Annotated in this window: 11 protein-coding genes; 8 read left to right on the top strand and 3 right to left on the bottom strand. The window is 72.8% G+C overall.

All coding sequences use genetic code 11. The features are described from left to right. The first annotated feature begins 121 nt into the window (after positions 1–121). From DEJ51_RS09450 to DEJ51_RS09430, 5 genes are all read left to right on the top strand, one after another. Positions 122–3,109, top strand: coding sequence for a bifunctional [glutamine synthetase] adenylyltransferase/[glutamine synthetase]-adenylyl-L-tyrosine phosphorylase (locus DEJ51_RS09450; RefSeq protein ID WP_150257191.1), 2,988 nt, complete (start codon positions 122–124; stop codon positions 3,107–3,109). Between the two features lie 127 nt (positions 3,110–3,236). Continuing rightward, positions 3,237–3,770: a hypothetical protein gene (locus DEJ51_RS34465; protein ID WP_190620274.1), complete on the top strand. Its 534-nt coding sequence runs from the start codon at positions 3,237–3,239 to the stop codon at positions 3,768–3,770. A gap of 30 nt (positions 3,771–3,800) precedes the next feature. Further along, on the top strand, positions 3,801–5,108 hold the full coding sequence (locus DEJ51_RS09440; RefSeq protein ID WP_223835736.1) for a hypothetical protein: 1,308 nt from the start codon (positions 3,801–3,803) through the stop codon (positions 5,106–5,108). A 29-nt stretch (positions 5,109–5,137) separates the two neighbouring features. Beyond that, positions 5,138–5,632, top strand: coding sequence for a hypothetical protein (locus tag DEJ51_RS09435; RefSeq protein WP_150257189.1), 495 nt, complete (start codon positions 5,138–5,140; stop codon positions 5,630–5,632). A 2-nt stretch (positions 5,633–5,634) separates the two neighbouring features. Beyond that, a complete protein-coding gene (locus tag DEJ51_RS09430) occupies positions 5,635–6,099 on the top strand; it encodes a hypothetical protein (protein WP_150257188.1) in 465 nt (154 codons plus the stop codon). A 69-nt stretch (positions 6,100–6,168) separates the two neighbouring features. Here DEJ51_RS09430 and DEJ51_RS09425 read toward each other — a convergent pair whose 3' ends face one another. From DEJ51_RS09425 to DEJ51_RS09415, 3 genes are all read right to left on the bottom strand, one after another. Next, complete coding sequence (locus DEJ51_RS09425; protein WP_150257187.1) at positions 6,169–6,936, bottom strand: CAP domain-containing protein; 768 nt, start codon at positions 6,934–6,936, stop codon at positions 6,169–6,171. A 401-nt stretch (positions 6,937–7,337) separates the two neighbouring features. Then, on the bottom strand, positions 7,338–7,613 hold the full coding sequence (locus DEJ51_RS09420; protein ID WP_150257186.1) for a hypothetical protein: 276 nt from the start codon (positions 7,611–7,613) through the stop codon (positions 7,338–7,340). Between the two features lie 264 nt (positions 7,614–7,877). Further along, a complete protein-coding gene (locus DEJ51_RS09415; protein WP_223835735.1) occupies positions 7,878–12,131 on the bottom strand; it encodes a WD40 repeat domain-containing protein in 4,254 nt (1,417 codons plus the stop codon). A 358-nt stretch (positions 12,132–12,489) separates the two neighbouring features. Between DEJ51_RS09415 and DEJ51_RS34955 the strand changes: the two genes are divergently transcribed. The 3 genes from DEJ51_RS34955 to DEJ51_RS09405 all read left to right on the top strand — a co-directional run bounded on the left by DEJ51_RS34955 (position 12,490) and on the right by DEJ51_RS09405 (position 15,185). Then, complete coding sequence (locus tag DEJ51_RS34955) at positions 12,490–12,804, top strand: hypothetical protein (protein ID WP_223835734.1); 315 nt, start codon at positions 12,490–12,492, stop codon at positions 12,802–12,804. Then, positions 12,801–12,998 carry a GNAT family N-acetyltransferase gene (locus DEJ51_RS34950; RefSeq protein WP_223835733.1) on the top strand — a complete coding sequence of 66 codons (198 nt, stop codon included), beginning with the start codon at positions 12,801–12,803 and terminating at the stop codon, positions 12,996–12,998. The genes DEJ51_RS34955 and DEJ51_RS34950 overlap by 4 nt, the downstream gene beginning before the upstream one ends. A gap of 117 nt (positions 12,999–13,115) precedes the next feature. Then, the gene (locus tag DEJ51_RS09405; protein WP_150257185.1) at positions 13,116–15,185 is read left to right on the top strand and encodes a phosphocholine-specific phospholipase C; all 2,070 of its coding nucleotides are present in this window, start codon (positions 13,116–13,118) and stop codon (positions 15,183–15,185) included. Positions 15,186–15,195: the final 10 nt, after the last annotated feature.

Raw genomic sequence — 15,195 nt, 5'->3', positions numbered from 1 at the left:
TTGCTCCGGACACGCCTAAATCTCCACCGCGGCCAGGGCGGGACTCCGCCGACAGGTCCCAGGGCCTAGGCTCAGGAGAGACTGGCAAGCAGTGGCAGCGACAACCGCGGGAGGCGGCGGGATGACGGTCCCGGGACGCAGGAGCAGCACCTTCATCCGGCTGCTGCGCAGCGGCTTCACCGACCCCACCGCCGCCGCCCGGCTGCTCGACGCCGACGCGCTGGCGGCCGTACGCGCCGATCCCGTGCTGCTCGACGCCCTCGGCGCGACCGCCGACCCCGACCTCGCCCTCCTCGGCCTCGTCCGGCTCGCCGAGGCCCAGCCCGACGGCGAACTGCCCGGGCTCCTCGACACCCTCGTCAGCGCCAAGCCGCTGCGCGACCGGCTGCTCGGGGTGCTGGGCGCCTCCGAGGCCCTCGGCGACCACCTCGCCCGCCACCCCCGCGACTGGCTCGGCCTCGTCACCTACGAGGCCGCCGACCTGCACCCCGGGCTCCCCGAGTTCGAGGTCGGACTCGCCGACGCGCACGACCCCGTCGGCCTGCGCGTCGCCTACCGCCGCTGCCTGCTCTCCATCGCCGCCCGCGACGTCTGCGGCACCATCGACGTCGCCCAGACCGCCGCCGAGCTCGCCGACCTGGCCACCGCGACCCTCCGCGCGGCCCTGCGGATCGCCTCCGCGGCCGCCCCCGAGGACGCCGCGCTGTGCCGGCTCGCCGTCATCGCGATGGGCAAGTGCGGTGGCAACGAGCTGAACTACGTCTCCGACGTCGACGTCATCTTCGTCGGCGACGCGGCCCCCGGCGCCGACGAGGCCAAGGCCCTCCAGGCCGCCACCCGTCTCGCCTCCCACCTGATGCGGATCTGCTCGGAGACCACCGTCGAGGGCACGATCTGGCCCGTCGACGCCAACCTCCGCCCCGAGGGCCGCAACGGCCCCCTCGTCCGCACCCTCTCCTCCCACCTGGCCTACTACCAGCGCTGGGCCAAGACCTGGGAGTTCCAGGCCCTCCTCAAGGCCCGCGCCGTGGCCGGCGACGAGGCCCTGGGCGCCGAGTACATCGCCGCCATAAGCCCGCTGGTCTGGCAGGCCGCCGAACGCGAGAACTTCGTCGCCGACGTCCAGAAGATGCGCCGCCGCGTCGTCGACAACATCCCCGCCGCCCAGGTCGACCGCGAGCTCAAACTCGGCCCCGGCGGCCTGCGCGACGTCGAGTTCGCCGTCCAGCTGCTCCAGCTCGTGCACGGCCGCAGCGACGCCACCCTGCACTCCGGCAGCACCCTCGACGCCCTGCACGCCCTCGCCGCCGGCGGCTACGTCGGCCGCGCCGACGCCGCCCAACTGCACGACGCGTACCGCTTCCTGCGCGCCATGGAGCACCGCATCCAGCTCTACCGGCTGCGCCGCACCCACCTCGTCCCCGAGGACGAGAACGACCTGCGGCGCCTCGGCCGTTCCATGGGCCTGCGCACCGAACCGGTCGCCGAGCTCAACAAGGCCTGGCGCCGGCACGCCTCCGTGGTCCGGCGCCTGCACGAGAAGCTCTTCTACCGGCCGCTGCTCGACGCCGTCGCCCAGCTCACGCCCGGCGAGACCCGGCTCTCCCCGCGCGCCGCCGGCCAGCGCCTCGAAGCCCTCGGCTACGCCGACCCGGCCTCGGCCCTGCGCCACCTCGAAGCCCTCGCCTCCGGCGTCACCCGCAAGGCCGCCATCCAGCGCACCCTGCTGCCCGTGATGCTCGGCTGGTTCGCCGACTCCGCCGACCCGGACGCCGGCCTGCTGAACTTCCGCAAGGTCTCCGACGCCCTCGGCAAGACCCCCTGGTACCTGCGCCTGCTCCGCGACGAGGGCGCCGCCGCCGAGAACCTCGCCCGCGTCCTGTCCGCCGGGCGCCTCGCCCCCGACCTGCTGATGCGCGCCCCCGAGGCCGTGGCCCTGCTCGGCGACCCCGAAGGCCTGCAGCCCCGTTCCCACGAGGCCCTGGAGCAGGAGGTCCTCGCCGCCGTCGGCCGCGCCGACACCCCCGAGGCCGCCGTCGCCGCCGCCCGCGGGGTGCGCCGCCGCGAGCTCTTCCGGACCACCGCGGCCGACATCATCGGCTCGTACGGTACGGAGGACAACCCGGCCGAGGAGGACCACGGAGCCCTCGTCGACCGGGTCGGCGGAGCCGTCTCCGACCTCACCGCCGCCACCGTCGCCGGGGCCCTGCGCGCCGCCGTCCACAGCCACTACGGCGACACCCTGCCCACCCGCTTCGCCGTCATCGGCGTCGGCCGCTTCGGCGGCCACGAACTCGGCTACGGCTCCGACGCCGACGTCCTGTTCGTCCACGAACCCCGCGAGGGCGTCGACGAGCAGGAGGCCGCCAAGGCCGCCCAGACCGTCATCGCCGAGATGCGCAGGCTGCTCCAGCTGCCCACCACCGACCCGCCGCTGCTCATCGACGCCGACCTGCGCCCCGAAGGCCGTTCCGGCCCGCTGGTGCGCACGCTGGCCTCCTACGCCGCCTACTACCGTCGGTGGTCCCTGACCTGGGAGAGCCAGGCCCTGCTGCGCGCCGAACCGGTCGCGGGCGACGCCGACATCGGCACCCGCTTCATCGAGCTGATCGACCCGCTGCGCTACCCGATGGAGGGGCTCGGCGAGGACGCCGTACGCGAGATCCGCCGGCTCAAGGCCCGCATGGAGTCGGAGCGGCTGCCGCGCGGGGCCGACCCGACCCTGCACACCAAACTCGGCCGCGGCGGCCTCAGCGACGTCGAGTGGACCGTCCAGCTGATCCAGATGCGGCACGCGTGGGCCGAACCGGGCCTGCGCACCACCCGTACCCGCGAGGCCCTGGCGGCCGCCCACGCGGCCGGGCTGATCCCGACCGAGGAGGCACAGATCCTCGACGAGGCCTGGGTCCTGGCGACCCGGGTCCGCAACGCCGTGATGCTGGTGCGCGGGCGGGCCGGGGACACCTTCCCGACCGAGGCCCGGGAACTCGCGGCCGTGGGCCGCTACCTCGGCTACGCCGAGGGAACGGTCGGGGAGTTGCTGGACGACTACCGCCGCATCACCCGCCGCGCGCGGGCGGTGGTGGACGAACTGTTCTACGGGGCGTAGCCGCTCCCGTACGCCCCGGCGGCCGTGTCCGGGCCGCCGGGGCGAGCCGCCCGAAAGGCCGGGCGGCGCTGGCCGATTCCTTCGCGATTTTGCATATGATCACCCTCAACTACGGGGAGGCGTGACCATGTCAGATGATCTCGGCCAGGTGGACATGCGGTTGAACAGCGGACCGCCGTTGGGTCCGTACGCTCCGGGGGTCACCCCGCCGATGACTCCGTACGCTCCGGGAGTCACGCCCACGACGCCCGGCCCGCACGCTCCGGGCGCCACCGCACCGACGGTGGTCCCCTACGCTCCCGGCGTCACCCCGCCCTCCTCGGGCCTGTTCCTCACGGGCGGCCCCAAGGACTTCGCCTCGTCGCCCGCGGCGAAGAAGGCGGCGGCGAACACGATCGAGAACGAGCTGGAGGACGCCACCAAGAAGGCGACGGAGCACGCGGACGAGGCCACCGGCAAGGCCCAGAAGGGTTTCGACGGCTGGGAGACGGCCGCCGGCCTGAAGAAGGTCGCGGACACGTGGGACCAGCAGGTGGGTTCCCTGATGGGCCGCCTCGCCGGGGAGAAGGTGGCGCTGCGCCGCGCCTCGGCGTCCATCTCCGGCACCGACATCGGGCTGGGCAGCCAGTTCGCGTCGCAGTCGCAACTGCACGGAATGTAGGGGGTTGTGGTGCTGAGCTATTACGAAGTGATGACCACCGACCTGGGCCTGCTCACGACGGCCGCCGCCAAGTGGGACCTCATGGCGAGCGAGCTGAAGAAGGTCGAGACCCGCTACGGGGACACCGTCCAGAAGATCACCATGGGCGACGACTGGGTCGGTGTCAGTTCCGGCGCGGCGCACGTGAAGTTCACGGCGACCCGCTACGAGTACGGCGCCGCGCAGAACCAGGCCAAGGCGGTGGCGAGCCTGCTGCGGGGCGCCCACGAACAGCTCACCGACCTCAAGAAGAAGCTGGAGAGCGCCCGCGACGACGCGGTCGCCGCCGGCATGACCGTCTCGGAGCAGGGGCGCGTCGCCTTCGACTACTCCAAGCTGACGGCTTCCGAGCGCAGCGCCTACCACCACGACCCCGACGGCCAGGAGGCCATCCGTACCGCGGTCGGCAAGTGGCAGAAGCACATCGACGACCGGGTCAAGGCCGCCTCCGACGCCGACCAGCACATCAAGGACGCCCTTGAGTCGGCCGTGTACGACACCAACAAGGACGCCATGGGCCGCGGCAGCGGCGCCGACGAAAGCCTCATGGGCTTCAACAACTACGCCGAGGGTGACCTGGCGAAGGCCAAGAAGCACGCCGAGGCCGACATCAAGACCAGGCCCGACACCTGGGACACCGGCTTCAGCAGTACCGGCTGGGGCCAGTACGGCAAGGAAGGCTCGGTCAAGGCCTACGCCGACCTCTTCCACGAGACCGCGAAGGGAGAGGGGCGCTGGGGGGCGATGCAGCTCTCCGGGGTCGCCGACATCTACGGCGGAGGCCGGGCCACCGCGAACTGGGGCATCACCGACAAGGGATTCGTGGCCAAGGCCGAGGGGTCCGCGGGAATCCGGGCCCTGGCCGAAGGCCGGGTCGGAGGCGACTACCAGAGCGCCTACGGACGGGCCGAGGGGTTCGTCGGTGGCGAGGTCTCGGGCAGCGCCAAGTTCACCAAGGAGGAAGTGACGGTCGGCGCCAAGGCGTTCGCCGGGGCGAAGGGCAGTCTCAACGGAGGCGTGGAGTCCGGCGGTATCGGCGTCGGTGTGACGGCCGAAGGCTGGGCGGGTCCCGGTGCCGAGGCCTGGTGGGGCTACAAGAAGGACGAGGAGACCGGGGTGTACAAGCTCGGCGGCAAGGCCGGCGCCTCACCGCTCCTCGGCGGCTCCATAGGCCTGGAGATCACCGTCGACCCCGCGAAGGTGGCCAAGACCGCCGGTGACGTGGCCGACGCGGTGGGCGACACGGCGCACGCCGTCGGCGACGCCGCGGGCGACTTCAAGGACTGGCTGCTCGACTGATGTCCGTATCCATGGAAGGAGGGCCCCCGATGCCCACGACACTGCCGGTACCGATCGAATTCCGGCTGCCCGAGGGCTGGCTCCCGGCCCGCCCGGAGGAGTTCGACCCAGGAGTGGCCTTCGCCGCGGTGCATCCGCGGCCGGACGCCGGGTTCACGGCCAACATCACCATCGACGGCGGGTTCCCCAAGGACGGGGTGACCCTGGCCGAGATCGCCGATGCGTCGGTGGCGCAACTGGGCGAGTTCGCCGAGTCGGTGGAGCTGGTCCACCGCCGCGAGGTCGGCTCCGAGGACGCGCCCGCCCTGACCCAGCGGCTGAGCTTCTCCGCGGTGGCCGACGGCGTGGCCCGCGAGCTCACCCAGTCCCAGGTCTACCTGTCCCTCGTGGACACCGGGGACCCGCGCAAGCGGGCGATGATCCGCCTGGCCCTGACCTCCACGGCGGCCCAGCACGACAGTGTCCTCGGCGACTTCCAGGACTTCGTGCGCACCGTGCGCCCGGACACCGGGGCGGTGGGCTGACGGTGGGCGGATTCTGGGACAGCCGTACGGGCACCAGGCACCCGGCGCGGGGGGTGACACCGGGGGCCGCCGAGGAGCTGCGGGACGCGCTGCTCGCGCTGGGGGGTTCGGACCAGCTGTTCGCCGTCCGCGAGGGCACCTCGCGGGAGCGTGCCGACCTGGTGGTGGAGTGCCGCGTCAGCGAGATGCGGCTGACCCTGAAGACCAGCATGCGACTGGTCCCCGCGAAGCACGAGGTGCGCGTGCTCGAAGAGCGCTGGGAGCCCGCGATGGAGCACTCCGGCCAGCAGTACGGCCGGGGTCCGGGCAAGGCGGTCTACAAGCAGTGGGAGCTCCAGCGGGGCGCCGACGGCCGCCGCCGCAAGGTGGAGACGTTCCGCTTCGACACGGGACTGGTGAGGAACCCCCTGCAGAACACGGTCCTCAGGGCCGGCTGGACCTGGCGCGGAGTGCTGTTCAGGCTCTGACCGCGACCGACGGGACGGGCCGCGGACCCTTCGAGGGTCCGCGGCCCGCCGCGTGGGGCTGGCGCGGGGTCAGCGGGCCGTGCCGAAGTCCTGCGTCCAGTAGGAGCCGGGCTGCGCCAGGCCGATACCGATCTCCTTGAAGGAGCAGTTCAGGATGTTCTCCCGGTGGCCCTGGCTGTTCATCCAGCCCTCCATGACCTTCTCGGGAGTGCTGTAGCCGTAGGCGACGTTCTCGCCGTAGGTGCTCCACGTGTACCCGGCGCGGGTGATCCGCGCGCCCGGGTCCGAGCCGTCGGAACCGGTGTGGGACATGTTGCCGTGGGAGGCCATGTCGGCACTGTGGTCCTGCGCGGCCTTCGTGAGCTTCGCGTTGAGGGAGACGGCCTGGCAGCCGGCGGAGGCGCGCTCCTGGTTGACGAGCGCGAGGACCGCGGCGACGTCACCGGAGGCCGGCGGGGCGGCGGGCTTCGACGGCTGGGGTGCCTGCGGCTTCTTCGTGGCGACCGGCGGCTTCGCGGGCTTGGGCTGCGCGGGCGGCGTGGTCTGCACGACGGGCGGGGCGGTGGTGGCGGGGCTGCTCGGAGAGGCCTCGGAGGGGCTGCTGCCCGGCGTCTCGGTCGGCAGAGGCGCGTCCACGGGCGCCAGGGTGCTCGGGGTGGCCGAGGGCGTCCACTGCCACGGGCGCTGCTGCTGGTGGCTCACGGTCCGCGTCCGCCCGTTGCCGCCGTCCTGGCCGTCGAAGCAGGCCATGGCGGCGGTGGGAACACCCACGATGGCGAGCGCGCCGACGCCGATGACTATTTTCTTGTAGGACGTCTTCTTCCGATGCTTCTGCATGCCTGACCTCATTCAGTGATCGCGAAGCTTCCGGCGCCGGAATCGCAGGGCGCCGAAGAGGCCGCCATTCTTAAAAGCCTCTGAATGGCCTGGCAAGTTTCCGCTGATCACGAGCCTGGGGAGGTCGGCACGTGGCTTGAATCGGGACCGTGATCGTGCATCATCACGATTTGGTCACCCCCGCAACCGTCTGATGGTCGTTCAGAAACGGCTGTGACCTGGCCGGTCGGGGGCGGGTCCGCCGGCATACCGGATTCCGTTTCCGGCGGAGAGGGGAATGTCGATTCCAAAAGGGACAAATATCGAAATGTCGACGGGTTAACGCTCCATCAAGAAGGGACACCGCCGACGTACGCGCCGTGACGCATGTCACTGTTTCCCCGCCCGGCGGGGTGTTCGGCCTACCGCGGTTCCAGGGCCGCGGTCCGGCAGGCACCGTTCGCGGCGCCACCCGGCACTCCGGCCGCCGTCAGGCCGCTCACGCAGCCCTGCAGATCACCGCTCACGCCCTGCCTGCAGGACGCGGTGACGGCGTCGGTGACCTCGGCCCCCGCCTGCGCGGCCATGTTCGTGCAGGCGGGGATGTCCGCGTGGGCGGCGGGGGCGGCCACGGCCGCACCCGCGAGGGACAGGAACAGGCCGGTGAGGACACCGGCGATACGGGTCGACATGTGCATGGGGGCGTACCTGCTCTCCGGCTTCGACGAGTCGTGGCCCCGGGGCCGGGGCCCGGGGTCCGGTGGACGTCCTTCGGGGACGGGCCGTCGTGGGGAGCCGCCCCCGGCGCCCGGCTCTCGGGGCGGGTGCTGCGCGGCCGGTGGAGGCGCGGCCACCACCGCGGACTGCTGCGGGGGTGCGCCTCCCTTCCACCGTACGACCGGCGGCACCGGCCCACGACCGGGCGCCCCCGCGTGCGGTGCCGGGGCTGGCCCGGAGGCCGGTCACGGGGCGTGCGGCTTGCGGCGGAAGAGGGCGATGTCGTTGTGGAAGCCGATGACGAGGTCGCCGGTGGCGGTGAAGGCGACGGCGTTCGGTTGGCTGAGGAGGATCGTCGCGGTGACCGACCACGTGCGCAGGTCCCATATCCGCACGGTGTCGTCGTACCCGCCGGTGGCGGCGACGGGTCGGCCGTCCAGCACCGCACACGCCACCGTCCGCACCCCGTCCGAGTGGCCGACGAGGGGTTTGCCGATGCTCTGCCCGGTGGCCAGGTCCCACACCCGCACGACGTCGTCCTTCGCGCCGGTGGTGACGGCGACGGCGCGTCCGTCCAGTTCGGTGCAGGCCACCGCGTGCACGGCGCCGACGTGGCCGGTGAGCGGTTCGCCGACGGGCCGGTGGGTGCCGAGGTCCCACACCCGTACGGTTCTGTCCTCGCCGGTGGTGACGGCGACGGGACGGCCTTCGAGTCTCGTGCACGCCACCCCGTGGACCCAGCCGGAGTGGCCGGTGAGGGGTTTGCCGATGATCCGGCCGGTTACCAGGTCCCACAGCCGGACGGTCTCGTAGTTCTCCCCGGTCGTGGCGACGACGGGGCGGCCGTCGATCTCGGTGCACGCCACCACGGTCACCGCGCCGAGGTGGCTGGTGAGGGGCGGGCCGAAGGGGCGGCCGGTGGCCAGGTCCCATGAGCGCGCCGTTTTGTCGTTCGCGCCGGTGACGGCGACCGGGGGGCCGTCGAGTCCGGTGCACGCCGCCGAACGTACGGCGGCGAGGTGGCCGGTGAGGCTGTCGACGACGAGGCCGGTGGTCAGGTCCCATACGTGCGCCGATTTGTCGTCCGCGCCGGTGGTGACGGCGACGGGGCGGCCGTCGCGTTCGGTGCACGCCACCGACTGGACCCGGCCCGAGTGGCCGAAGAGGGCTTCCCCGACGGTGTGGCGGGCGTCGAGGTCCCATACGCGCGCCGTCTTGTCGTTCGCGCCGGTGGTGACGGCGACGGGGCGGCCGTCGAGTGCCGTGCACGCCACCGCGTGCACGGCTCCGGAGTGGCCGGTGAGGGGTTTGCCGATGGTGTCCCCGGTGGCCAGGTCCCACAGCCGCACCGTCCCGTCCTCACCGGTGGTGACGGCGACGGGGAGGCCGTCGCGTTCGGTGCACGCCACCGCGTGGACCCAGCCGGTGTGGCCGGTGAGCGGTTTGCCGACGGCGTGGCCGGCGGCCAGGTCCCACACCCGTGCGGTTCGGTCCTGGCCGGTGGTGACGGCGACGGGGCGGCCGTCGCGTTCGGTGCACGCGACCGCGTGCACGGGGCCGGTGTGGCCGGCCAGGGGTCTGCCGACGGCGTGGCCGGTGGCCAGGTCCCACAGGCGCACCGTCCTGTCGTACCCGCCGGTGACGGCGATCGGGCGGCCGTCGAGCCTCGTGCACGCCACTGCCTGGACCCAGCCGGTGTGGCCGGTGAGGGGGCTGCCGATGGCATGTCCGGTGGCCAGGTCCCACACGCGTACGGTGCCGTCCTCGCCGGTGGTGACCGCGAGGGGACGGCCGTCGAGTTCGGTGCAGGCCACCGCGTGCACGGAGCCGGTGTGGCCGGTGAGGGGTCTGCCGACGGTCCGGCCGGTGGCCAGGTCCCAGACGCGTACCGTCCCGTCCTGTCCGGTGGTGACCGCGAGGGGACGGCCGTCGAGTTCGGTGCAGGCCACCGCGTGCACGGAGCCGGTGTGGCCGGTGAGGGGTCTGCCGACGGTCCGGCCGGTGGCCAGGTCCCAGACGCGCACCGTCCCGTCCTGCCCGGTGGTGACCGCGAGGGGACGGCCGCCGAGCTCCGCACACGCCACCGCGTACACGGAGCCGGTGTGCCCGGAGAGGGTGTCACGCAGGGCGGGGTTGAAGGTGCTGCCGGTGGCCCAGACGGGGGCCCACTCGCCGGGCGGGATCCGGCTCGTGAGGCTGCGGTGCAGGTCGGGGGCGCCGGCGCGGGCCGCGTCGAGGGCGAGGGTCTGGCGTCGCGTGTGCGGGGTGACGGCCTTGTGGAGGTGGAGGCCGGTGCGGTACACCGCGGCGGCCAGCCGGGCCGTGTCGCCGTGGGCGCTGTGCAAGTACGGGGTGAGGCCGCGGGGTTCGGCGTGGACGAGGTACTCGCTGCTCGCCAGCACACCGTCCAGGCACCCGGCCTGGGCCGCGTGGTGTGCGAGGTGGGCCAGGGCGTAGGGGTGGGCGCGGGACCAGTCCTGGGTGACGTCGATGTGCCAGGGAACCCGAGCGGTGAGGACACGCGTGTACGCCGCGTGCATCGTCCTGGGCTCCGTGCCCTCGCGCAGGTACTCGGCCATCGCCTCGTGATAGAGGCGGTAGGCGGACCTGCCGTTCTCGGTGGCCTCGACGACGTAGGAGCCGGCCTCGTCGCGGAGCCAGACGAGGTCGTCGTCCGTGTAGGTGCGGCCGGAGATCGCGGTGGCGAGGGGTGCCCAGACGTCCTCCCAGGGCAGGCCCTGGCCCTGGGAGTAGGCCAGCGGCCGCAGCAGGTCGGTCGCGCGCCGGGCGTCGTCCCCGAGGCGCTGGCGCAGGTCGTGGCGCATGGCGTCGCCGGCGTGCCGGGGCAGCGACGCGCGCCAGGCGGGGTCGTCCGCGTCGGGGATGCCCGGGGCCGCGGCGAGGGTGCCTGCGGTGAGGCGGGCGATGAGGAAGGAGTGCCCGGCGGCCCGGGCGACGGCCTCCGCCACCGGCCGCACGGCCTGGATCCGGTCGCGGTAGGGGGAGGTGGCGTGCGCTTCCAGCAGGTTGCGGGCGGCGTAGACGGCGAGGGCTTCGGGGTCGGCGTAGCGGGCGTCGTCGAGGTCGATGGTGTCGGCGGGGCCGATGCCGAGGCGGGGCAGGAGGTAGGGGCGGGTACCGAGGAGCAGGCGGATGCGGCCGCCGGAGTGCTCGATCAGCGGGCGCAGCACCGCACTGCAGAGGGTGCCGGGGGTGGCGGCCTCGTCGAGGGCGTCGATGAGGACGGTCAGCGGCCGGGTGCGCGCGCCGAGGGCTTCGAGGAGTTCGCCGACGGTCCCGGCCCGGACGCGGGCGGCGGCGCAGACGGCCTCCAGGACATCGGTGTCGGTCAGCCGCTGGGCGTAGACGGCGGCATCGACCGCGTCGGTGTCCAACAGGCCGGTGGGCAGGTCGAGGGTGTGCAGGGGGACGGTCCGGCGCCGTTCGGGGTGGGTGAGCGCGGCGACCAGTCCCAGCACGGCCGTCTTGCCCGAGCCGGGGCCCGCGGTCACCACCCGGCACACCGACCGGTCGCCGCCGCCGCGGTCGTTGAGCCAGGAGGCGAGATCGCTCAGGGCGGTGCGACGGCCGCTGAACCACCATGCCGTCGCCCCGGCGCCGCCGTGGTCGCCCATCGCGCGGACGAGCAGCCGGGACGTGAACTCCGTCTCCCGCCTGCGGTCCTGTTCGTCGAAGGCGGCGGCCCGCTGAACGGCGAGGTCGACCTCGGTCAGCCGGATGTCGTGGCGGGGGTTGGGGAAGAACGCCGGAGGCTCACCGTCCAGGCCCACCATCGTCACGCCGATGCGCTGATGCCCGGGCAGGTCGTTCGACGCGTTCATGTGCTGCACCAACGCGTCCACCGGGAGCGTCCGCGGGGCGTGCCCGGCCACGGAGAGACTGGTGACCGCCTCCTCCAGCAGCTTGGGGAAGGTGCCGGTCGCGGCAGCCTGGTCCGGCTGCGCGGAGGAGACCACCACCAGCCCCGAGCCGGAGCTCCTGCCCCAGGCCGCACCGAGGCGCTGCAGCGCGCCGGCGGCCAGCTGGTTGCCGCCCTGGCCGACGTAACACGCGTCCAGCAGGAGCAGGACCCGCCGGATACGGGAACCGCGCAGGACGGCCCGTGTGAGGTCGGCGGTCGGCAGGGCGGTGTAGGTCAGGTCTTCGGGGTCGGTGTCGGCGGTGAGCAGGACGTGTTCCTCGCCGTCGTCGAGGATCTCGCCGTGACAGGACAGGTAGATCGTCAGCAGGTCGTCCTCCCGGCGCTCCGGCGACGTGCAGAACGCGCGCAGGGCATCGGTCAGTTGCCGGCCGGTGGGGTTCTGCGGCAGCGGGTCGTGGAGGCGGTACCCGAGCGGGCCGGTGAACAGATCGACGACCCTGGTGCGGGCCTCCAGCAGTTCCGGCCGGTTCCAGTCGCGGTTCTTCAGGTACTCGGCCACCACGGTGGCGATCAGGTACCGGCGCGGCTCCCGCTCGCCGTCCTCCGAACCGTTCATGCCGGGCCAGGCCATGACGTGTACCCCCGCCCGACGAGAAGGACTGTCTCCCGAAGTGTCCACAGTTACCAGTACCGGTCTGCTTCCGGCAGCCGAATCCCCAAGACGGACCGCGCTTCAGGCCGCCGTCGCTGCCGCCGCACAGCCGGTGCACCGGCCGGGGGCGGGGGAGCGGAAGACGCGGTCGCAGTCCTCGCACGTGCGGAGGGGATGGATCTCGCGGTCGGGGAGTACGGGCTACGGGTCCCGGAGTTCCGGGATCCGGGGCGGCAGCTGTTCCCGCAGGCGGTGGTCCCGTGCGGGCGCCCGCTCCGACGTTCCCGAGCGCCGGGGAACGCACGCGGGATACGGTGACGGCATGTTCACAGTCCGGCGCGCAGGCCCGTACGACGGGGACGTCCTCGGCGAGATCCACGCCGCGGCCTGGGAGGCGGCCTACGCCCCCTTCTTCGCTCCGGAGTTCGCCGCGGACGGCGTCCGGAGCAGGCGGACGCGATGGCACGAAAGGGTCGGGCCGGGAGCCGCCGCCACGGTCCTCCTGGCCGAACACGACGGACGTCCCCTGGCACTGTCGGCCTTCGGACCGTCCTCGGCCGGGCCGGGTCCCGCCGAGATCCTCTCCTTCTACAGCCACCCGACAGCTGGGGCAGCGGCCTCGCCGCCGCGCTCATGACGCAGACGCTCCGGCACCTGCGCGACGACGGGTTCGCCCGCACGCACCTGTGGACGCTGCGCGACACCCCGCAGTCCCGCCGCTTCTACACCAAGTGCGGGTTCACCGAGAGCGGCACCGCGCGCACCCACGACTTCGGCGACGGGAACCCCCTCGTCCAGGTCGCGTACGAGCGGTCGTTGACACCCCCATAGCCTGCCGTTCGCCCGGTGTACCCGCTGCCGTCACGCCGGGCTCCCTCTCCGGTACTCCGGGCGCGCTGTCCTTGGGTGCGCTCCACCACCCCCTCGACAGAGCAGAGGTCTCTCGCCATGGCAGAACTCAACCGCCGCCGTTTCCTGCAGCTCACCGGTGGCGCCGCCGCCCTGAGCCTGCTCAACGAGAGCATCGCGCGCGCCGCCGCCATCCCGGCGCAGGGGACCACCGGGACCATCGCCGATGTCGAGCACATCGTGGTCCTCATGCAGGAGAATCGTTCCTTCGACCACTACTACGGCGCGCTGCGCGGAGTCCGCGGCTTCGGCGACTCGCGCCCGGTGACCCTGCCCAGCGGCAAGTCCGTCTGGCACCAGGCCGACAACGCGGGCAAGGAGACGCTGCCCTTCCGCCCGCCGTCCGACGACCTCGGCATGGAGTACCTCCAGGGCCTCAACCACGACTGGGCCGGCGGACAGAGCGCCTTCAACAAGGGCAAGTACGACAACTGGGTGCCCGCCAAGACGCCGGCCACCATGGCGTACCTGACGCGCGACGACATCCCGTTCCACTACGCCCTCGCCGACACGTTCACCCTCTGCGACGCCTACCACTGCTCCTTCATCGGTTCGACCGACCCCAACCGCTACTACCTCTGGTCGGGCCACACTGGCAACGACGGCAAGGGCGGCGGCCCGGTCCTCAACAACGCCGAGGCCGGCTACGACTGGACCACCTACCCGGAGCGCCTGGAGGCGGCGGGCATCTCCTGGAAGGTCTACCAGGACATCGGCGACGGCCTGGACGCCGCCGGATCCTGGGGCTGGATCAACGACGCGTTCCGCGGCAACTACGGCGACAACTCGCTGCTCTACTTCAACAAGTACCGGGGCGCCCAGCCCGGCGACCCGCTCCACGACAAGGCCCGCACCGGCACGAACGCCAAGGCCGGCGAGGGCTACTTCGACCGGCTGCGCGCGGACGTCGCCGCCGGCACCCTGCCGAAGGTGTCCTGGATCGCCGCCCCCGAGGCCTTCAGCGAGCACTCCAACTGGCCGTCCAACTTCGGCGCCTGGTACATCGCGCAGGTGCTGGACGCGCTGACCTCCAACCCCGACGTGTGGGCCCGTACCGCGCTGTTCATCACCTACGACGAGAACGACGGCTTCTTCGACCACGTCGTCCCGCCGTACGCCCCGGCGGACGCGAACCAGGGCCTGTCGACCACGCCGACCGCCCTCGACGTCTTCCCCGGCAAGGCCGGCTACGTCGCCGGACCGTACGGGCTCGGCCCGCGCGTCCCGATGCTGGTCGTCTCGCCGTGGAGCACCGGCGGCTACTCCTGCTCCGAGACCTTCGACCACACCTCCGTGATCCGCTTCATGGAGAAGCGCTTCGGTGTGCACGAGCCCAACATCTCGCCCTGGCGCCGAGCCGTCTGCGGTGACCTGACCTCGGCCTTCGACTTCGCCCGCCGGGACACGGGCACGGTGTCGCTGCCCGACACCGGTGCCTGGGAGCCGCAGGACCGCGAGCGCCACCCCGACTTCCGGGCCACCCCGCCGGCGGTGGGGAGCATGCCGCGCCAGGAGAAGGGCCTGTGCCCGACCCGTCCGCTGGGGTACGCCCCGTACGTGGACGGCGCCGCGCTGACCGGCGAGGGCAAGTTCAGGCTGACCTTCAGCGGCGGTCCGGAGCTGGGCGCGCAGTTCTACGTCACCGCGGCCAACCGGACCGACGCCCCCTGGACGTACACCACCGAGGCGGGCAAGTCGATCTCGGACACCTGGAACACCCGCTACTCCGCCGGCGTCACCGACCTGACCGTCCACGGCCCCAACGGCTTCCTGCGCGGCTTCCGCAACCCGGGCACCACCGCGGGTCCCGAGGTCACCGCCCGCCACAACGCGGGCACGGGCAACCTGGACCTCACCCTCACCAACGCCGGGGCGTCGACCGCGACGCTCACCGTCACCAACGCCTACGGCGGCGGCCCCAAGCGCCTCACGGTCGCCAGGGGCGCCACCGCCACGTACAGCGTCTCCCTGAAGAACACCCGACGCTGGTACGACGTGACGGTCACCGCGTCCGGGTCCGCGGACTTCGGGCGCCGCTTCGCCGGCAAGGTCGAGACCGGCGCGGCCGGCCTGTCGGACCCGGCGATCCTGACGAACCAGTCGTCCTGACCGCCTGACC

The organism is Streptomyces venezuelae, from assembly GCF_008642275.1.
GTDB lineage: Bacteria > Actinomycetota > Actinomycetes > Streptomycetales > Streptomycetaceae > Streptomyces > Streptomyces venezuelae_E.
This window is presented reverse-complemented; position numbering and strand designations above follow the sequence as displayed.